The 18,194-nt window shown below is 66.7% G+C and carries 15 protein-coding genes; 9 read left to right on the top strand and 6 right to left on the bottom strand.

Annotated elements, in window-relative coordinates; genetic code table 11:
• Positions 1-12: 12 nt before the first annotated feature.
• Entirely contained in the window at positions 13-390 is a 378-nt protein-coding gene (locus POR01S_RS17295) for a hypothetical protein (RefSeq protein WP_007162001.1), read from the bottom strand.
• 270 nt (positions 391-660) lie between these two features.
• On the opposite strand from POR01S_RS17295, the gene POR01S_RS17290 reads away from it, so the two are divergent.
• The 8 genes from POR01S_RS17290 to copD all read left to right on the top strand — a co-directional run bounded on the left by POR01S_RS17290 (position 661) and on the right by copD (position 8,925).
• Positions 661-1,458 carry a DUF5020 family protein gene (locus POR01S_RS17290; protein WP_027600758.1) on the top strand — a complete coding sequence of 266 codons (798 nt, stop codon included), beginning with the start codon at positions 661-663 and terminating at the stop codon, positions 1,456-1,458.
• Positions 1,459-1,527: 69 nt separating this feature from the next.
• Positions 1,528-2,904, top strand: coding sequence for a uracil-xanthine permease family protein (locus POR01S_RS17285; RefSeq protein ID WP_042137250.1), 1,377 nt, complete (start codon positions 1,528-1,530; stop codon positions 2,902-2,904).
• Positions 2,905-2,974: 70 nt separating this feature from the next.
• Positions 2,975-3,631, top strand: coding sequence for a TetR/AcrR family transcriptional regulator (locus POR01S_RS17280; protein ID WP_027600306.1), 657 nt, complete (start codon positions 2,975-2,977; stop codon positions 3,629-3,631).
• Positions 3,628-4,212: an IMPACT family protein gene (locus POR01S_RS17275; RefSeq protein WP_042137249.1), complete on the top strand. Its 585-nt coding sequence runs from the start codon at positions 3,628-3,630 to the stop codon at positions 4,210-4,212. The genes POR01S_RS17280 and POR01S_RS17275 overlap by 4 nt, the downstream gene beginning before the upstream one ends.
• Before the next feature lie 195 nt (positions 4,213-4,407).
• The gene (locus POR01S_RS17270) at positions 4,408-5,619 is read left to right on the top strand and encodes an ammonium transporter (RefSeq protein WP_042137247.1); all 1,212 of its coding nucleotides are present in this window, start codon (positions 4,408-4,410) and stop codon (positions 5,617-5,619) included.
• A 211-nt stretch (positions 5,620-5,830) separates the two neighbouring features.
• Positions 5,831-7,621: a SulP family inorganic anion transporter gene (locus POR01S_RS17265; protein ID WP_007162007.1), complete on the top strand. Its 1,791-nt coding sequence runs from the start codon at positions 5,831-5,833 to the stop codon at positions 7,619-7,621.
• Between the two features lie 33 nt (positions 7,622-7,654).
• A complete protein-coding gene (gene copC, locus POR01S_RS17260) occupies positions 7,655-8,026 on the top strand; it encodes a copper homeostasis periplasmic binding protein CopC (protein WP_042137245.1) in 372 nt (123 codons plus the stop codon).
• Positions 8,027-8,028: 2 nt separating this feature from the next.
• Positions 8,029-8,925 (top strand): copper homeostasis membrane protein CopD, encoded by an 897-nt coding sequence (gene copD, locus POR01S_RS17255; protein WP_052382673.1) that lies wholly within the window; start codon positions 8,029-8,031, stop codon positions 8,923-8,925.
• A gap of 34 nt (positions 8,926-8,959) precedes the next feature.
• On the opposite strand, the gene POR01S_RS17250 is transcribed toward copD, so the two are convergent.
• The 4 genes from POR01S_RS17250 to POR01S_RS17235 all read right to left on the bottom strand — a co-directional run bounded on the left by POR01S_RS17250 (position 8,960) and on the right by POR01S_RS17235 (position 15,713).
• Complete coding sequence (locus tag POR01S_RS17250; RefSeq protein WP_042137243.1) at positions 8,960-9,565, bottom strand: outer membrane protein; 606 nt, start codon at positions 9,563-9,565, stop codon at positions 8,960-8,962.
• Positions 9,566-9,733: 168 nt separating this feature from the next.
• Positions 9,734-10,744 carry a class 1 fructose-bisphosphatase gene (locus POR01S_RS17245; protein WP_007162011.1) on the bottom strand — a complete coding sequence of 337 codons (1,011 nt, stop codon included), beginning with the start codon at positions 10,742-10,744 and terminating at the stop codon, positions 9,734-9,736.
• Positions 10,745-10,908: 164 nt separating this feature from the next.
• A complete protein-coding gene (gene glgX / locus POR01S_RS17240) occupies positions 10,909-13,005 on the bottom strand; it encodes a glycogen debranching protein GlgX (RefSeq protein ID WP_042137241.1) in 2,097 nt (698 codons plus the stop codon).
• A 266-nt stretch (positions 13,006-13,271) separates the two neighbouring features.
• Positions 13,272-15,713 (bottom strand): glycogen/starch/alpha-glucan phosphorylase, encoded by a 2,442-nt coding sequence (locus tag POR01S_RS17235; protein WP_042137240.1) that lies wholly within the window; start codon positions 15,711-15,713, stop codon positions 13,272-13,274.
• 171 nt (positions 15,714-15,884) lie between these two features.
• Here POR01S_RS17235 and POR01S_RS17230 point away from each other — a divergent pair, with 171 nt between their 5' ends.
• Positions 15,885-16,631, top strand: a complete 747-nt coding sequence (locus tag POR01S_RS17230; protein ID WP_042137238.1) for an SDR family oxidoreductase — start codon at positions 15,885-15,887, stop codon at positions 16,629-16,631.
• A 147-nt stretch (positions 16,632-16,778) separates the two neighbouring features.
• Here the strand turns inward: POR01S_RS17230 and POR01S_RS17225 are convergent, their stop codons facing one another.
• The gene (locus POR01S_RS17225) at positions 16,779-18,134 is read right to left on the bottom strand and encodes a chloride channel protein (protein WP_042137236.1); all 1,356 of its coding nucleotides are present in this window, start codon (positions 18,132-18,134) and stop codon (positions 16,779-16,781) included.
• Positions 18,135-18,194 lie beyond the last annotated feature (60 nt).

Genomic DNA, 18,194 nt, shown 5'->3' with positions numbered 1-18,194 from the left:
TTTCAAAAAACTTCAATAAAGGGGGATGGGGGCCAGCCGATACCCCGCCTCGGTCGCGATGATCCGGTACTGCTTGATCTCCCCAGGAGTCAGCAGGATGGATTGGGCGACGCTGCTGGCCATGGGCGCCGCGCACCCCCCCGGGCCGGAAGAGGTAAGGCTGACGGCGATCTCGCCAGGCGGCAGATTGAAGGAAGCACTCTGACCGGCCATAAGGGTGCCGGCGAGGCGCCCCTGAATCACCAGACCTATGTCGCACCCCGAACCTGAGTAGGCATCGCCCCGGGTGATCATGAGGATGCCTGGCTGTCCCGTCCCACCCTGGGGGACCTGAGCCGAGGCGAAAGAGCAGCAGAGCAAGGCCGTCAGCATACCGATAAGCAACTTCATGACTATCTCCTGCGGGGTCGCCCAGCACCTTAGCACTGCGCGGCCCCCTGTGCGCTGTTTCGCAGCAGCGCCGCTGCGGGCGCCCCTTCAGGGCACGAAAACTGAGCAAGTGGTCAGGTTTGGTGCCCTGCCAAACAGCTGAAATTTCCCGGAATCCTTATACAAGGCGTTGAAAAATAACTATTTTCTCCCACCCGCCGGAGCTTGGCGTCGATTTTGCTGAGCACGGCGGACGCTGCACATAACGAGAAAGCACTTCCAGGAGCCTACATGCGCAAGACCCTAACCACCGCGCTGCTGACCGCCAGCCTGTTCACAGCCGGTGCCGCCCAAGCCGCTGACAGCCCACTGCTGTGGCACGGTGAAAGCCTCACCTATCTATATGGCAAGGATTTCCGGGTCGATCCCCGCATCCAGCAGACCGTCACCTTCGAGCATGCCAGCAGCTGGACCTGGGGCGATCTCTTCCTCTTCGTCGACAGCATCTGGTTCAACGGTGCGACGAACGCCAGCGACGGTCATCAGGGCTTCTATGGCGAGATCAGTCCGCGACTGTCCTTCGGCAAGCTGTCCGGGCGGGACCTTTCTTTTGGTCCGGTCACCGATGTCCTGCTCGCCACCACCCTGGAATACGACCAGAACGATGGCGAGGGCGCCGGCCGTGACCAGCGCAACTATCTGGTCGGTCCAGGTTTCGACCTCAAGGTGCCGGGCTTCGACTACTTCCAGCTGAATCTCTATTACCGCAAGCCGGATGGCGGCAGTGCCCCCTCGGGTGCCTGGCAGCTCACGCCGGTCTGGGCCTACACCCTGCCCCTGGGCAATTCGGATCTGCTCATCGATGGCTACATGGACTGGGTGATGAACAACAAGGGCAGCTATCACGCCAATCTGCACTTCAATCCCCAAGTCAAGTACGACCTGGGCAAGGCCATGGGCTACGAGGCCAAGCACCTCTATGTAGGGACCGAGTACGACTATTGGTCGGACAAGTACGGCATCAAGGACAGCGAGGGCTTCCGTACCGACCAGAGCGTTTTCAGCTTCCTGGTGAAGTATCAGTTCTAGCCTGGCCAGACCCACTTCTGGCGCTGCAGCCGCCTTACCGGCCCGCAGCGCCACTGCGAGGTAATCACCATGCCCACTCCCGTCCACGATGATCTGCTCTATGGCCTGGACGATCGCCCGGCCCCGCTCGCGGCCTTTTGCGCCGCCCTGCAGCACGTCCTGGCGAGCTTCGTAGGGATCGTCACCCCACCGCTGATCATTGCCGGCGCCCTGGGGCTGCACGAGCACCTGCCCTATCTGATCAGCATGGGGCTGATGGTGTCGGGCGTCGGTACCTTTCTGCAGGCGCGGGGTGCCGGTGGACTGGGCGCGGGCATGATCTGCCTGCAGGGCACCAGCTTCTCCTTTCTATCCGCGGTCTTGGCAGCCGGGATGCTGGTCAAGCAGCGCGGCGGGACGCCGGAGGACATCCTGGCGATGATCTTTGGCGTCTGCTTCTTTGGCGCCTTCGTCCAGATCGGCCTGAGTCGCTGCCTGGGTCTGTTGCGCCGGGTGATCACGCCACTGGTGACCGGCATCGTCATCACCCTGATCGGCATCAGCCTGATCAGGGTGGGCGTCACCGATCTCGGCGGGGGCGCCAAGGCCGCCAATTTCGGCGCACCGATCAACCTGGCCCTCGGTGGTCTGGTGCTGGCCGTCATCATCGGCCTGAATCTGTCGCGGCGTCCTTGGTTGCGGCTGTCGGCGGTGATGATCGGCCTGCTGGTGGGCTCCCTCGCCGCCTGGACCTGTGGCCTGCTGAAACCTCAACCGCTGCCGGACCTGCCCCTGGTCAGCGTCCCCCTCCCCTTCCATTTCGGCTTCGCCTTCGACTGGTCGGCCTTCCTCCCGGTCGCGCTCATCTATCTGATCAGCACCCTGGAAACCACCGGCGACCTGACCGCCAACTGCCTGATTTCGCGGCAACCCGTCGAAGGACCCGGCTATCTGCGGCGGTTGCGGGGCGGGGTCCTGGGTGATGGGGTCGCCTGCCTGCTCGCCGCCACCTTCAATACCTTTCCCAGCACCACCTTTGCGCAGAACAACGGGGTGATCCAGCTGACCGGCGTGGCCAGCCGCCATGTCGGCTACTGGATAGGCGCCATCCTCCTGGTGCTGGGTCTGTTCCCCGTGCTGGGCGCCGTCCTGCAGCAGATTCCCAAGCCGGTGCTGGGCGGTGCGACCCTGGTGCTGTTCGGCAGTGTCGCCGCGGCCGGGATACGGCTGCTGGCGCACTGCACCCTGGATCGCCGCAGCCTGCTGATCATCGCCACCTCCCTTGGCGTGGGTCTCGGTATCGCCAGCCAGCCGACGCTGCTGGATCAGCTGCCGCCACTGGTGAAGAATCTCTTCGACACCGCGATCACCAGCGGCGGCATCACCGCCATCCTGCTCAACCTGTTGCTGCCCGAGGAGCGCCGCGCAGCGGTGACGGAATGCGGCTCGCCAGCGCCACACCGGTAAAACAGCCCTTGTGTCCAGGGCCGGGGGTACGCTATTGATGCCTGCCGCGCCTCAGGATCCTCCAGTTGTCATGACCCTTCTCGTACCCGCCCATCACGCCGGCCAGGACAAGCCGGCCGGACGCATCCGGCAGAAGAATGAGGAGTTGATCCTGAGCGCGGCGGAGGAAGAATTCGCCCGCCATGGCTTCAAGGGCACCAGCATGAACACCATCGCGCAACGCGTTGGCTTGCCCAAGGCCAATCTTCATTACTACTTCAACAACAAGCTCGGCCTCTATATGGCCGTGCTGGGCAACATCCTCGAACTCTGGGACAGCACCTTCAATCACCTGACCGTCGAAGACGATCCGGCGGCAGCCTTGAGCCGCTACATCCGCGCCAAGTTGGAATTCTCGCGTCGGCAACCGCTGGCCTCCCGGATCTTCGCCATGGAGATCATCGGCGGCGGTCATTGCCTGTACGAGTATTTCGATCAGGACTACCAGACCTGGTTTCGCAGCCGGGCAGCGGTGTTCGATGCCTGGATCGCGGCTGGCAAGATGGATCCGGTGGATCCGGTCCACCTGATCTTCCTGTTGTGGAGCAGTACCCAGCACTATGCCGACTTCGCCAGCCAGATCTGCCAGGTGACCGGGCGCACCCGTCTGACCCGGCAGGATTTCGACGAGGCGGCGCGGACCCTGACCCATGTCATTCTCAAGGGACTGGGTCTCCAGGCACCATGACCTTTACCCTGATCCAGGATGCCGCCTGCGAGGAAGAGGTGCGCAAGAGTCGTTTTCTCGCCCTCGCCGCGCCCGTCACCACGGTGGAAGCGGCCATGGCCTTCATCGACCGCGTGAGCGTGCCGACCGCGACCCACAACTGCTGGGCCTGGAAGCTGGGTAATCAATACCGCTTCAATGACGACGGCGAACCCGGTGGGACGGCGGGCCGGCCCATTCTGGCCGCCATCGAGGGGCAGGATTGCGATCAGGTGGTGGTGGTGGTCATCCGCTGGTACGGCGGCATCAAGCTGGGTACCGGCGGCCTGGTGCGCGCCTATGGCGGTTGCGCCGCCCGTTGCCTGCAACAGGCGGACAAGCAGCCGCTGGTGGTGCGGCAGGACTATGGCTTCGCCTGTACCTATGCGGAGTGGCCGCTGATCAAGGCTCGCCTGGCAGCCCTGGCGGTGCTCGTGCTCGCCGAGGACTATCAGGCGCTGGAGATCGACTTGCGGATTGCGGTCGAGCCCCAGCGACGCGACGAAGTAGCGACGCTGCTGAGCAATCTGAGCAGTGGACGTATCGTGATGCGTGCGCTCTAGCGGCACGACCTTTGCTATCTCCTGGTGCACGCCCTTCCGATTCGCACCGCCCTGGCGCATCCCCGCGCTAATTCCCCGTTGCGCTCTGCTTGGCGGCAAGACTGAACCTGCCGAGAGCTGCAGCACGCCCTAAAAGCGCGCATCAAGCAGCCGCCAGGCATGTTTTTGGTGCAACCCTTAGCGACGACTGCCCTGATGAACGAATTGCCTTCCGCTGTGGCGACCCTGGTCCACAGTGCCAATACCCTGTTCCTGCTGCTGGGTGCCGTGATGGTGCTGGCCATGCACGCCGGTTTCGCCTTTCTCGAAGCCGGTACCGTGCGGCACAAGAATCAGGTGAACGCGCTGTCCAAGATCCTCGCCGACTTCGCCATTTCCACCCTGGTGTATTTCTTCGTCGGCTACTGGATCGCCTATGGCGTGACGTTCTTCGCGCCTGCCCAGGTGCTGACCGCCGACAGCGGCTATGGGCTGGTGAAGTTCTTTTTCCTCGCCACCTTCGCCGCAGCCATCCCGGCGATCATCTCCGGCGGCATCGCCGAACGGGCGCGTTTCGTCCCGCAACTGTGCGCCACCGCGCTGATCGTGGCCTTCGTCTATCCGTTCTTCGAAGGCCTGATGTGGAACAACAACCTGGGGCTGCAGGACAGGTTCGAAGCGCTGTTCGGCGCGCGCTTCCACGATTTCGCCGGCTCCGTGGTGGTGCACGCCGTGGGTGGCTGGCTGGCGCTGGCGGCCGTGCTGCTGTTGGGGCCGCGTCAGGGTCGCTATCGCGAAGGCCGGCTGGTGGCCTTTCCGCCGTCGAACATCCCCTTTCTGGCGCTGGGCTCCTGGATCCTGATCGTCGGCTGGTTCGGTTTCAACGTGATGAGCGCCCAGAGCCTGGCAGGCGTCAGTGGCCTGGTCGCGCTGAATTCGCTGATGGCCATGGTCGGCGGGACGGCGGCTGCCCTGCTGCTCGGGCGCAACGACCCCGGCTTCCTGCACAACGGGCCCCTGGCCGGCCTGGTCGCCGTCTGTGCCGGCTCCGATCTGATGCATCCCATCGCCGCCCTGGCCACCGGGCTGGTGGCGGGCGCCCTGTTCGTCTGGGCCTTCACCGCAGTGCAGACGCGCTGGAAGCTGGACGATGTGCTGGGCGTCTGGCCGTTGCACGGCCTCTGCGGCGCCTGGGGCGGCATCGCCTGTGGCCTGTTCGGCCAGACCGCACTTGGCGGCCTGGGTGGGGTGAGCGTGCTGGCGCAACTGGCGGGCACGGGACTGGGTATCGGCGTCGCCCTGCTCGGCGGCCTGGCGGTGTACGGGCTGCTCAAGGCCGTGCTGGGGCTGCGTCTGAGTCAGGAAGAGGAATACCAGGGCGCCGACCTGTCGATCCATCGCATCGCCGCCAACAGCCACGACGGCTAGCGGCCGAGGTTACCCACAGGGACCGTGTACAGTGATGTGGATAACCCGTGCATGAAGTCACGAGAACGCCACAGAGACCGGGCTGGCGGCGACTGGTGAAGAAATGAACACGGCCTCGATGTCGTGGCGGCGAACGGCGACGGCGGGACTCGGGTAGCCCACCGGCGACCGGAATCGGTAGAGTGGGCGACCCTTATTCCAGGAGCGCCCCATGCCCGCCCTTTCGACCCTGCTGCCCTGGCTCCGCGAGGTGGACCGCACCACCCTGAAGGCGGATCTTGGCGCGGGTCTGCTGGGCGCGGTCCTGGCGCTGCCCCAGGGCGTGGCCTTCGCCACCCTGGCCGGACTGCCTCCGCAATACGGCGTCTATGGCGCCGTGGTGCCCTGCATCGTCGCCGCCCTGGCGGGCTCCAGTCGCCATGTGGTGACCGGGCCGACCAACGCCAACTCCCTGGCCCTGCTGGCGGCGCTGTCTCCGCTGGCGCTGGCGGGCTCCGGCCCCTATATCGATCTGGCGCTGGCGGTGACCCTGCTGGTCGGCCTGCTGCAACTGACGGTGGGCGCCCTGCGCCTGGGCGCGGTGGCCAACTTCATCTCGCCCTCGGTGCTGCTCGGCTTCATGAGTGGCGCCGCGGTGCTGATCGGGCTCTATTCGCTCAAGGATTTGCTCGGCTTGTCGCCGCCATTGGGCACCTCGGCCTTTGGCGTGCTCGGCTATGTCGTCGCCCATCCCCTGGCGATCCACTGGCCCTCGCTGGTGATCGGCGTGGTGACCCTGGTCGCCACCCTGCTGCTGAGGCGGCTGCGCCCGCGCTGGCCAACCATGCTGCTGGGTCTGCTGGCCGGTTGCCTGAGCGCCTGGATCCTGGAGCGCAGCGTGGCGGGCGCGGCCCAGGGGATCGCCACGGTCGGACGGATCCCCTCGGCGCTGCCGCCCTTCCATCTGCCCAACGTCACCCTGCAGGACCTGGGCAATCTCTCCGGCATCGCCGTGGCCCTGACCCTGGTGGCCCTGGGGCAGTCGCTGTCGATCGCCAAGGCGGTGGCCCAGCGCTCCGGACAGCGGCTGGACGTCAATCGCGAATTCCGTGGCCAGGGCCTGGCCAATCTGGTCGGCGGCTGCTTTTCGGCCTATGTCTCCTGCGGCTCGCTGAATCGCTCCATGCCCAATTTCGAAGCCGGGGCCCGCACCCCGCTGGCGGCGGTGTTCGCCGCCCTGCTGGTGGTGGCCCTGGTGGCCTTTGGCGGTGCCCTGATCGCGGCCATTCCGCTGGCCGCCATCGCCGCTACCCTGCTGCTGGTGGCGCGCGGGCTGCTGGACCTGGGGCGCTGGCGCGAGGTGCTGAGGGTCAGCCGCACCGAGGCCCTGGTGGCCGGGGTGACCTTGCTGGCGACCCTGACCATCCCGCTGGATCGCGCCGTGCTGCTGGGCACCCTGGTATCCCTGGTGGCCTACCTCTATCGCACCTCGCACCCGGCCATCCGCCCGCTGGTGCCGGATCCCCGTACCCCCGAGCGCCGTTTCACCCCGCTGGACGAACTGGGCCAGCCGGCGCAGGAGTGTCCGCAACTCAAGCTGGTGCGGGTGGAAGGCTCGGTGTTCTTTGGCGCCGTGCCCCATGTCGGCGATCAGTTGGACGGCTTTCGCAGCGCCCAGCCCGGGCAGAAGCACGCCCTGTTCATGACCAAGAGCATGAATTTCATCGACCTGGCGGGTAACGACCTCTGGCGGCGCGAATGGCGCGAGCGACGCGCCCAGGGTGGCGATCTCTATTTCCATCGCCCGCGCACGCCGGTGCTGCAGTTGTTCGCCAAGACCGGCTTTCTCAAGGAGCTGGGCGACGGCCATATCTTTTCGTCCAAGGATCAAGCCCTGCGCAGCATCTATCCGCGCCTGGATCCGGAGGTTTGCCGCAGCTGCACCGCCCGGACCTTCGTCGAGTGCGCGGCACGCGCGGCGGAACAGGCGCCGGGCGCGGACGCCACTCGGGCGGACTGCTAAGCTGGCGGTTTCCTTCTGCCGCTGGAGTTCTCCATGACCGCTACCCTGCGTCTCGCTCGCCGTCTCGCCCTGACCTCTCTGCTGTTGCCGGGGCTGGCCCTGGCCCATGGTCACCTGAAGAGCGCCGAGCCTGCCCCCGACAGCACCAGCCCGGCACCGAAGCAGCTGAGTCTGAGCTTTTCCGAAGGGGTCGAGGCGTCTCTGAGCCAGGTGCAGCTGCAGCGGCTGGAGGGTCAGGCCAGTACGGCGATCACCACCGGCAAGGTGATTTCCGCTGGTGACGAACGCACCCTGGAGGTGCCGCTGGAGGCACCGCTGGAAGCGGGTCGCTACCAGGTCAAATGGCGGGTGCTGGCCAAGGACGGACACAAGACCCAGGGCGATTATCGCTTCACCGTCCAGTAAGGATGGACGGCGGACTGGCGACGCCCGATGCCTGGCGCCCCCTCGCCCGCGCCCTCTTTCTGCTGCCGCTGCTGCTGACCTGGGGCTATCTGGCGCTGGCGCTCTGGCTGGGTCGCCCCGCTTTACGCAGCTGGCTGCTGGAACGGGCGCGCCCTGCGGCCCGCCTGCTCGGGGCCCTGCTGCTGCTCGGGGTGCTGAGTCTGTTGCCGCTGCAGGCCGCGCTGGTGGGCGATGGCTGGACGGATGCCTTCAACCTGCCGCTGTGGCAGCTCTATCTGGCCACCGAGGCTGGCCAGGGCTGGCGCTGGCAATTGCCGCTGGGCCTGCTGCTGGCCCTGTGGCTGCTGGCAGGACCCGGGACGCGTGGCGTTCGCTGGCTGTGGGGCTTGAGTGGCCTGCTGCTGGCCAGTCTGGCCCTGGGTGGCCATGCCGCCGCGACCGCGGGCGCGCTCGGCGGGGTGCACCGGTTGAACCAGGCCCTGCATCTGCTCACCACGGGACTCTGGCTGGGCAGTCTGCCCGGGGTGTTGCTGTGCCTGGGGCGGCCTCCGGCCCGGCTCAGGGGGGAGGTCCAGCGGCTGCTGCGAGGTTACTCGCTACCTGGGCAGATCTGCGTGGCGCTGGCCCTGCTCAGCGGCGCGTTCAACAGCCTGCTGATCCTCGGACCGGAGGGCCTGCTGCGGTTGACGCCCTACTCCGGCCTGCTGCTGGCCAAGGTGCTGGTGGTGGCGACCATGGTCGTCCTGGCCCTGGCCAATCGTTATCTGCTGGTGCCGCGATTGGGACAGGGACCCCAGGTTTGGCAGCTGCTGCGCCGGGCCACGGCCGCGGAGATCGCCCTCGGGGTGGTCGCCGTCACGCTGGTGGCGGCCTTCTCGGGTCTGGATCCCTTCAGCTGACAGCCGGGGCGAACGCTGTCGCCCCGGCCACGCCTCAGAAATAGACGTTCATGCCCAGGTAGATTTCCTTGCTGCTGTCGAGCTGGCTCGAACCCAGCTTGCTGCCGTCCTGATCGATTTCCGGCTTGGCATTGCTACGCAGGTAGCGATAGCCGGCTTCCAGGGAGGTGCGGTCGTTGACCTGCTGCAGGATGCCGGCCTGGACCCCGGCCACATAACCGAGGTCGCTGTCATGGCCGAAGCTGGAACCATCCTGGGTGACCCGGGCGACGCCCAGGGTGCCGCCGCCAAACAATTTGGTGCTGTCGCCCAGGGGATAGAAGGCATCGTAGCTGCCGGTCAGGTCCTGCTGCTTGAGTCTCAGGCCATCACTGCTGCCGCTGGCCTGGTCGAGGGTGGCGTAGTAGCGACCGGCATCGTTCTGCTGACCGAGGCGCAGCCCCCAGGTGTTGCTGCCATCGATGGCACCATCGGTATCGGGGCCGTTCAGGTTGCGGTCGAGGGCGTGGCTGTTGCTGAAGTTGTCGTAGCTCTTGCCATAGGTGAGGCCGGCGAAATTCTGGGGATCGGCGGCAAAGACCTGATGACTGGCCAGGGCCAGCAGGCCGAAGAGGACGACACGGGATTTCAGAGCGTTCATAGTGAAAGGCTCCTCACGCGATGCGAATACAGCCCGACCGGCTGCGCGGCCATCTTCGGCGGCGGCGGATTAGCGCAGGATTAAGGGGACTGAATCGGAGCTGAACGCTGAGGCAGGACACGAGCGGAGCAGCGGACCGCCCGTTGCAGGCGGCCCGGCTGGGAGGGATCAACGCTGACGGTGGTACTCGGTCACGCGCTGCACTTCTTCCTTGGAGCCCAGGAACACCGCCACCCGCTGGTGCAGGCCGTCCGGCTGGACGTCGAGGATGCGCTGGTGACCGTTGGTGGCGGCGCCACCGGCCTGCTCGACCAGCATGGACATGGGATTGGCCTCGTACATCAGGCGCAGCTTGCCGGGCTTTTCCGGCTCGCGGGCGTCGCGCGGGTACATGAAGATGCCGCCGCGGGTAAGGATGCGATGGACGTCGGCCACCATGGAGGCGATCCAGCGCATGTTGTAGTTCTTGCCCAGGGGACCTTCCTTGCCAGCCAGCAGCTCGTCCACATAACGCTTGACCGGGGCTTCCCAGTGGCGCTGGTTGGACATGTTGATGGCGAATTCGGCAGTGGTCTCGGGGATGGTGATGTCTTCGTGGGTCAGCACGAAGCTGCCCAGTTCGCGATCCAGGGTGAAGCCCTTGACGCCGTCGCCCAGGGTCAGCACCAGCATGGTCTGGGGACCGTAGATGGCGTAACCGGCAGCCACCTGCTCGGTGCCCTTCTGCATGAAGGCTTCTTCGGTCACGTCACCGGTGGTGCTGCTGACGAAGTCCTTGCGCAGGATGGAGAAGATGGTGCCGACGGAGACGTTGACGTCGATGTTGGACGAGCCGTCCAGGGGGTCGAACATCAACAGGTAGGCGCCCTTGGGATAGTGACCCGGAATCTGGTGTACCTGGTCCATTTCCTCGGAGGCCATACCGGCCAGGGTGCCGCCCCATTCGTTGGCTTCCAGCAGGATCTCGTTGGACAGGACGTCCAGCTTCTTCTGCACCTCGCCCTGGACGTTCTCGGTGCCCATGCTGCCAAGCACGCCACCCAGCGCCCCCTTGGACACCTCGTAGCTGATGCGCTTGCACGCCCGTGCCACGACTTCGATGAGGAAGCGCAGGTCGGCCGGGGTCTTGTGGCTGCGGGTCTGCTCGATGAGGTAACGACTGAGGGATATCCGGGACATCGCGGTGCTCCTTGTAATGATGGGCGCGAGTGTAGCGCCAAAGCTCAAGCTCCGTCTCAAGCAGAGCGGACCGTCAGGCCAGGTCTGCCAGCCAGTGCCGATTACGGACGCTGTCGCCGGGGCGACGAGGCGCCGGGCACCGGCGGCCGGCAGGGAACGCGCGTCTAGGGCGCGTTCGGGGTCTCCACGGCCAGCAGTACGCCTCGGCCAACACGGAGATTTTCGGCGCTGGGATAGACTGCCGAGTCGGGTTCCAGTTCAGGCTGACGGCTGTCCAGCTGTATCACCCAGTGATGTCCGTCACGTGACGGCGGCAGGCGCAGGTCGATTTCCTCCCGCCGCGGCTGGAAGGCCAGCCAGATCCGTGCGGCCTGGGGCTGATCCGCTCCGTCGAGGGGCTCCAGGGTGAGGACGAGCGGCAGGCTGCCCCCGGCCTGCCAGCGGCCGTCGTCCATCGGCGCACCGTCGGCGTCGAGCCATTCGATTCTGACCCAGCCACGGGGATCGGGGCGCCCGAGCAGCCGTTGCGCCTGCAGGGCCGGTAACTCCTGGCGCAGCGCCATGAGCCGACCGACGAAGGCGCTCTGCCGTTGCCCGGCCGGGCTGGCGGCCTGCTGCCAGTCCAGCCAGGACAGTTCATTGTCCTGCACATAGGCATTGTTGTTGCCCTGCTGGGTGCGGCCGAATTCGTCACCGGCGGTGAGCATGGGTTCGCCCCCGGCCAGGATCAGGGTCGCCAGCAGGGCGCGCTGGTCGGCGGCGCGGGCTTCCAGGACGGCGGGGTCGTCGCTCGGTCCTTCGACGCCATTGTTCCAGCTCTTGTTGTCGGTGGTGCCGTCGCGATTGCCTTCGCCATTGGCCTCGTTGTGCTTTTCGGCGTAGCTGACCAGGTCGGCCAGGGTGAAGCCGTCGTGGGCGGTGACGAAGTTGACGCTGGTGCGCAAGGAGCGATCACCCGCACCGAAGAGATCGGCGCTGCCGGCCAGACGGGTCGCCAGGGCGCCTCTCAGGCCGTCGTCGCCGCGCCAGAAGCGGCGCACGTCGTCGCGGAAGGCGTCGTTCCATTCCTGCCAGGGCGCGCGGAAGGCGCCGACCTGATGGCCGCCGGGGCCGATGTCCCAGGGTTCCGCCACCAGTCGCACCTGACGCAGTAGCGGATCCTGGGCCAGGGCCTGCAGCAGCGGCGCGTCGCGATCGAAGCCGCTTTCCAGGCGACCCAGCGCAGGCGCCAGGTCGAAGCGGAAGCCATCGACGCCGGCGGCGGTGACCCAGTGGCGCAGGCTGTCCAGGGTCAGGCGCAACGCCGGCGGGCTGTAGAGCGCCAGGCAGTTGCCGCAGCCCATGTCGTTGATATAGCGCGCCGGATCGTCCGGCTGCAGCCGGTAGTAGCCGGCGTTGTCCAGGCCGCGCAGATTGAAGGTGGGGCCGAGTTCGTCGCCTTCGCCGGTGTGGTTGAAGACCACGTCGAGCAGCACCTCGAAGCCGGCCGCCTGCAGGGTGGCCACCGTCTCGCGCAATTCGGCGAGGGCCTCGCGCCCGGCCAGGCGCGGATCGACCGCCGCCATGACCACCGGGTTGTAGCCCCAGTAGTTGGCCAGCCCCAGGGCGGGCAGATGGCGATCGTCGGCCCAGGCGGCGATGGGCAGCAGCTCCAGGGTAGTGACGCCAAGGCGCTGCCAGTGCTCGATCAGCGCCGGATGGCGCAGCGCCGCCAGGGTGCCGCGCTGGCGGGCGGGCACCTGCGGATGCAGCTGGGTCTGGCCGCGTACGTGCAATTCGTAGATCAGCCCCGCGTCGCGGCGCTTGGGCGCTGGCGTCAGGCTCTCGACCGGCGGCAGGACGATGGCCTTGGGGACATGGGCACCGCTGTCGCGCGCGTCCGGACGATTGGGATCTTCGGGATGGAAACCATAGGTGCTGGGATGCAGCTGGAAGGGCCGGTCCACCGCCAGGGCCCAGGGGTCCACCAGCAGTTTGTTGGCGTTGAATCTGAGGCGGTCCTGGGGACGGTAGGCACCCTGGGCGCGCAAACCGTATCTCAGACCCGCTTTGGCACCGGCCAGGAAACCATGCCAGACGCCGCCTTCGTGTTCGCGAAAGGCCAGACGCTGGGTCTCGGCTTCCCCCTTGGCATCGTAGAGGCAGAGTTCGACGGCTTCAGCCGCCGGCGACCAGACGGCGAAGTTGATGCCGCCCTCGACGAGGGTGGCACCGTAATGGGCAGGATTGCCCGCTTCGAGGCGGGTAGAGGTGCGGGGCATGGGGACTCCGGTGACGGGCTTGCGGGGCGGATGCTGCAAGGATGTAGACGGTGTGGAAGCCGCGGGTTCTCAATCGGGGGATAGCTGATCGTGGCCAGGGCCGGCCGCCGTAGGCTGGGTTGAGCGTAGCGAAGCCCAGCAAATCCTGCCTGGGCGCCGGCTCCGTTGTGGCCTTTATCGCGGCCATGGGCCGCTCCTACAGGATCGTGCCTTACCCGTAGGAGCGGCCGCAGCGGCGGACCGCCATGGCCGCGAAGCGTGCTCGACTACAGCGCCTTCCAGATTTCCGTGGCGTATTCGCGGATGGTGCGGTCGGAGGAGAACCAGCCCATGCTGGAGGTGTTGATCACCGCCGATTGCCACCACTTGTCCGGCTGCTGCCAGCGGGTCTCGACCTGGCGCTGGGCCTCCCAGTAGGCGTCGAAGTCGGCGCAGACGAGGAAGCGGTCGTGCCAGGTCAGGACGTCGAGCAGGCTGTTGTAGCGGGCCGGATCCTCGGGCGAGAACTGACCGGCGCGCAGACCCGCCAGCACCTGGGCCAGGCGTGGCGAATTCTCGATGATGTCCGAGGAGATGCCGCCGCTGCGCTGGCGCTCTTCCACCTCGGCCGCCTTGAGGCCAAAGATGAACATGTGCTCTTCCCCGATCAGTTCGCACATCTCCACGTTGGCGCCGTCCAGGGTGCCGATGGTGAGGGCGCCGTTGAGGCCGAACTTCATGTTGCTGGTGCCCGAGGCTTCCATGCCGGCGGTGGAGATCTGCTCGGAAAGATCCGCCGCCGGAATGATGACCTCGGCCAGGCTGACGTTGTAGTTGGGCAGGAAGACCACCTTGAGCAGATCACGGGTCAGGGGGTCGTTGTTGACCACCTTGGCCACGTCGTTGGCCAGCTTGATGATGAGCTTGGCCTGGTGATAGCTGGCGGCGGCCTTGCCGGCGAAGATCTTGACCCGCGGCGTCCAGTCGCCGTTGGGGTTGTCGCGGATGGCCTGGTACAGCGCGATGGTCTGCAGCAGATTCATCAGCTGCCGCTTGTACTCGTGGATGCGCTTGATCTGGACATCGAACAGCGCATTGGGATCGAGGTCGATCTCCAGCCGCTGCTTCACCAGGCTGGTGAAGGTGTCCTTGTTGCGCTGGCGCTGCAGGGCGAAGCGCTCGCGGAAATTGCTGTCGTTAGCATAGGGCTTGAGCTGCGGCAGGGTCTTTTCCGGATCGTGCAGCACGCCCTGGCCGAGGGTATCCACCAGCAGGTCGGTGAGCGCCGGATTGGCCTGGTGCAACCAGCGGCGGAAGGTGATGCCGTTGGTCTTGTTGTTGATGCGATCCGGATAGAGCCGGTGCAGCGAGCGGAAGACCGTCTTGCGCATCAGGTCGGTGTGCAGACCGGACACGCCATTGATGCTGTGCGAGCCAAGAAAGGCGAGATTGCCCATGCGCACGCGGCGCCCCTGGCTTTCGTCGATCAGGGAAACATAGGAAATCATGCCGCCATCGGTCTCGCCGCGGGCGCGCAGGGAGTCGAGGAACTGGGCGTTGATCAGGTAGATGATCTGCATGTGCCGCGGCAGCAGGCGTTCCATCAGCTGTACCGGCCAGGTCTCCAGGGCCTCGGGCAAGAGGGTGTGGTTGGTGTAGCTGAGGGTGCCGACGGTGGTGCTCCAGGCGGCGTCCCAGGGAATGCCGTGGACGTCCACCAGCAGCCGCATCAGCTCGGCCACGGCGATGGCCGGGTGGGTGTCGTTGAGCTGGATGGACACGTGCTCGGGCAGGCTGAGCAGGTCGCTGTGCTGCTTGAGATGACGACGGGTCAGGTCGGCCAGGGAGGCGGCGACGAAGAAGTATTCCTGGCGCAGGCGCAATTCCTGGCCGGCTTCGCTGCTGTCGGCCGGATAGAGTACCCGCGAGATGCTCTCGGCGCGGGCCTCGTTGGCCACGGCGCCGACGTGATCGCCGGCGTTGAAGGTTTCCAGGTGGAGGATCTCCAGCGGTCGCGCACGCCAGAGTCTCAGGGTGTTGGCGCCCTCCCCGCCCCAGCCGATCACCGGGGTGTCATAGGCCACCGCGCGGATGCGCTCGCCGGGCGTCCACACCTGGCGCCGCGGATCGCCTTCGCCGTAGGGGGCGACATGCCCGCCGAAGCCGATCTCGTACACCACCTCGGCGCGTTCGAATTCCCAAGGATTGCCGAAATCCAGCCAGTTTTCCGGCTGCTCCAGCTGGAAGCCGTCGGCGATCACCTGGCGGAACAGCCCGTGCTCGTAACGGATGCCATAGCCGTGGCTGGCAATGCCCAGGGTGGCCATGCTTTCCATGAAGCAGGCGGCCAGCCGGCCGAGGCCGCCGTTGCCCAGGGCGGCGTCCGGCTCCAGCCCGCGGATGCGTTCCAGGTCGACGCCGAGGTCGGCCAGGGCGCGACGGGTCTCTTCGAGGATGCCGAGGTTGGACAGGCTGTCGATCAGCAGGCGACCGATGAGGAATTCCAGGGAAAGGTAATAGACCCGTTTCTGGCCGGTGCGATAGGCGTCGCGGGTGCGACTCATCCAGCGATCAACGATGTAGTCCCGGGCGGCCAGGGCGGTGGCCTGGAACCAGTCGTGGTCGAGGGCGTTGTCGGGGTCCTTGCCGACGGCGTAGGTGAGCTTGGAGAGGATGTTGGTACGGAGCGCGGAAACTTCGTTGGGCGAGATGAAGCGGGGTCTCGTCATCAGGATTGACCTCTGCAAGCGCTTAGGAATCAGATCGCGAAGTGGCCGCGGATAATGCGGCGCGTGCCGTTCGCCTTACTTTTAGGCGAAACGACGGGGACGTCCAAGCTTTTTTCGCCACATCAGACGGTTAGCCGTTACCCCTACCCCCTCTAGCCCGAGGTTTTCATCATGCGCAAGACCCTGCTCATCACCGGCGCGAGTCGTGGCATCGGCCGCGCCACGGCCCTTGGCGCCGCCCGCCGCGGCTGGAACGTCGCCTTCAACTATCGCCAGGACGAGGCCGCGGCCCGGGCCACTCTGGCCGAGATCGAGGCGCTGGGCGTGGAAGGCCTGGCGCTGCGCGGCGACGTGGCCGACGAAGCCCAGGTGCTGGCGCTGTTCGAGCGCACGGTGGAGCGCTTCGGCGGCCTGGACGCCTTCGTCAACAATGCCGGGATCGTCGATCAGTCGCAGCCACTGGTGGACATGAGCGCCGAGCGATTGCGACGGATGTTCGAGGTCAACGTCTATGGCGCCTTTCTCTGTGCCCGCGAGGCGGCTCGCCATCTGTCGCGGGAGCGCGGCGGCCGCGGTGGTGCCATCGTCAATGTCTCTTCCATCGCGGCGCGCCTGGGCTCGCCCAACGAATACGTCGACTATGCCGCCAGCAAGGCGGCGCTGGACACCCTGACCCTGGGCCTCGCCAAGGAACTCGGCCCGCACGGGGTGCGGGTCAATGCGGTGAGACCCGGCGTGACCCTTACCGACATCCACGCCAGCGGCGGCCAGCCGGGCCGCGCCGAGCGCCTGGGCGTGACCACTCCGCTGGGGCGTGCAGGCGAGGCCGAGGAGATCGCCGCCGGCATCCTCTGGCTGCTGTCGGACGAAGCCTCCTACACCACCGGCGCCCTGCTGGATATCGGCGGCGGGCGCTAGGGCCTAGGCTCTGTACGAAAAGTCGCCAAGCGACGGTCAGGCGAGGCGAAAAACGCTGGAGGAAGCGGAGTTTACGAGTGGTAAATGAGCATTCCGAAGCGTTTTTCAACGAAGCATCACCGAGCGCAGGCATTTTTCGTACAGGGCCTAGTCGCGGCGGGGCGTCAGGGCGTTCAGCACCTGCTGCGACAGCGCATGGTAGAGCGGCACCGGCATCAGCCAGCCGGAGACGGCGGCGGCCAGCAGGCAGGCCGCCAGCACCGGCAGCGCCATGTCCGGGCTGTGGGCCAGCTCCAGGGTGATGACGGTGGCGGTCAGCGGGGTGCGGGTGACCCCGGCGAGGTACGCGGCCAAGCCCAGCAAGGCGCATTGCGGCAGACTGACGCCCGGCAGCCAGTCGACCAGCCAGGGGCCCAGGGCCGCCCCCACCGCCAGCGACGGCGAGAACAGGCCGCCCGGTACCCCGGCCAGGTAGGAGACGACGTTGGCGAGGAATTTCCACAGCAGGAAGTCGCCGCCGGTCATGGGTTCGCCAGCCAGGATGGCATGGGTCTCGGCATAGCCGGTGCCGAACACGTGCTGGCCGGAGAACAGCCCCAAAGCCGCCAGCACCAGGCCACAGCCGGCGGCGAAAGCCACCGGGCGGCGCCCGCGCAGGGCATTCAGGCGCCCCAGCCAGCCCCGGTCGGTGGGCAGCACCAGGCGGCCGTAGCAACCGCCGAGCAGTCCGCCGATGACGCCGATGACAGCGACGCCGACCCAGCCCAGGCCCCAGGTCAGGTGCAGGTCCAGGGCGCCGAGATAGCTGTAGGGGCCGACGATGCCCAGGGTGACGATGCCGCCGAGCAGCACGGCGGTCAGCACCAGGCCGCTGAAGCGCTGCTCGAAGGTATGGGTGAGTTCCTCGATGGCGAAGACCACCCCGCCCAGGGGCGTGTTGAAGGCAGCGGCGATCCCGGCAGCGCCCCCGGCGAGGATGAGTCCGGACAGGGTGCGGCGGCCATGCAGGCCGAGGCGCTTGCCGAAGCCGTAGAGCAAGGCGGCGCCGACATGCACGGTGGGTCCTTCCCGCCCTACCGAGCCACCCACCAGCAGGGCGCCGGCCGTGAGCAGCAGCTTGGCCAGGGCGATGGGGGGCGCCAGCAGCCGGGCGCGCAGGTCCGCCTCAGGTCGTTCGAGGGTGACGATGACCTGGGGGATGCCGCTGCCACGGGCATCGCGCAGCGCGCCCTGGGTCAGCCAGACCAGTCCGGCGAAGCCCAGGGGCGTCACCAGCCAGGGCCAGAGGGCGCTGTGCTGCAGCAGCTGCTGAAAGAGGCCGAAGGAGGCATCGGCCAGCCAGGCGAAGCCCAGACCGGCCAGGCCCACCAGCACCGCGCCGACCCAGAAGGCGACGCGCTGGCGCCACTCGCGCAGCCGACGGCGCCGGCGATGGCGCAGCAGATGCAGCCGACGCCGGGCGGCGACTTCGGGATCGGTATCGGGATAGACGGGATCGGACATGGAGAAGAGGCCACCAAGAGGCGAGAGCCTCCCAGTGTAACCTCTTGTTACAGCGGTATC

The organism is Pseudomonas oryzihabitans NBRC 102199 (genome assembly GCF_000730625.1).
Taxonomy (GTDB): domain Bacteria; phylum Pseudomonadota; class Gammaproteobacteria; order Pseudomonadales; family Pseudomonadaceae; genus Chryseomonas; species Chryseomonas oryzihabitans.
This window is presented reverse-complemented; position numbering and strand designations above follow the sequence as displayed.

What these genes read in the sequence shown, in the direction of transcription:
- copC (WP_042137245.1), top strand. Translation starts at nt 7,655, where the DNA reads ATGACCGCTACCCTGCGTCTCGCTCGCCGTCTCGCCCTGACCTCTCTG.
- POR01S_RS17290 (WP_027600758.1), top strand. Translation starts at nt 661, where the DNA reads ATGCGCAAGACCCTAACCACCGCGCTGCTGACCGCCAGCCTGTTCACA.
- POR01S_RS17295 (WP_007162001.1), bottom strand. Translation starts at nt 390, where the DNA reads ATGAAGTTGCTTATCGGTATGCTGACGGCCTTGCTCTGCTGCTCTTTC.
- POR01S_RS17250 (WP_042137243.1), bottom strand. Translation starts at nt 9,565, where the DNA reads ATGAACGCTCTGAAATCCCGTGTCGTCCTCTTCGGCCTGCTGGCCCTG.
- POR01S_RS17270 (WP_042137247.1), top strand. Translation starts at nt 4,408, where the DNA reads ATGAACGAATTGCCTTCCGCTGTGGCGACCCTGGTCCACAGTGCCAAT.
- POR01S_RS17225 (WP_042137236.1), bottom strand. Translation starts at nt 18,134, where the DNA reads ATGTCCGATCCCGTCTATCCCGATACCGATCCCGAAGTCGCCGCCCGG.
- POR01S_RS17275 (WP_042137249.1), top strand. Translation starts at nt 3,628, where the DNA reads ATGACCTTTACCCTGATCCAGGATGCCGCCTGCGAGGAAGAGGTGCGC.
- POR01S_RS17285 (WP_042137250.1), top strand. Translation starts at nt 1,528, where the DNA reads ATGCCCACTCCCGTCCACGATGATCTGCTCTATGGCCTGGACGATCGC.
- POR01S_RS17280 (WP_027600306.1), top strand. Translation starts at nt 2,975, where the DNA reads ATGACCCTTCTCGTACCCGCCCATCACGCCGGCCAGGACAAGCCGGCC.
- POR01S_RS17230 (WP_042137238.1), top strand. Translation starts at nt 15,885, where the DNA reads ATGCGCAAGACCCTGCTCATCACCGGCGCGAGTCGTGGCATCGGCCGC.
- POR01S_RS17235 (WP_042137240.1), bottom strand. Translation starts at nt 15,713, where the DNA reads ATGACGAGACCCCGCTTCATCTCGCCCAACGAAGTTTCCGCGCTCCGT.
- POR01S_RS17245 (WP_007162011.1), bottom strand. Translation starts at nt 10,744, where the DNA reads ATGTCCCGGATATCCCTCAGTCGTTACCTCATCGAGCAGACCCGCAGC.
- glgX (WP_042137241.1), bottom strand. Translation starts at nt 13,005, where the DNA reads ATGCCCCGCACCTCTACCCGCCTCGAAGCGGGCAATCCTGCCCATTAC.
- POR01S_RS17265 (WP_007162007.1), top strand. Translation starts at nt 5,831, where the DNA reads ATGCCCGCCCTTTCGACCCTGCTGCCCTGGCTCCGCGAGGTGGACCGC.
- copD (WP_052382673.1), top strand. Translation starts at nt 8,029, where the DNA reads ATGGACGGCGGACTGGCGACGCCCGATGCCTGGCGCCCCCTCGCCCGC.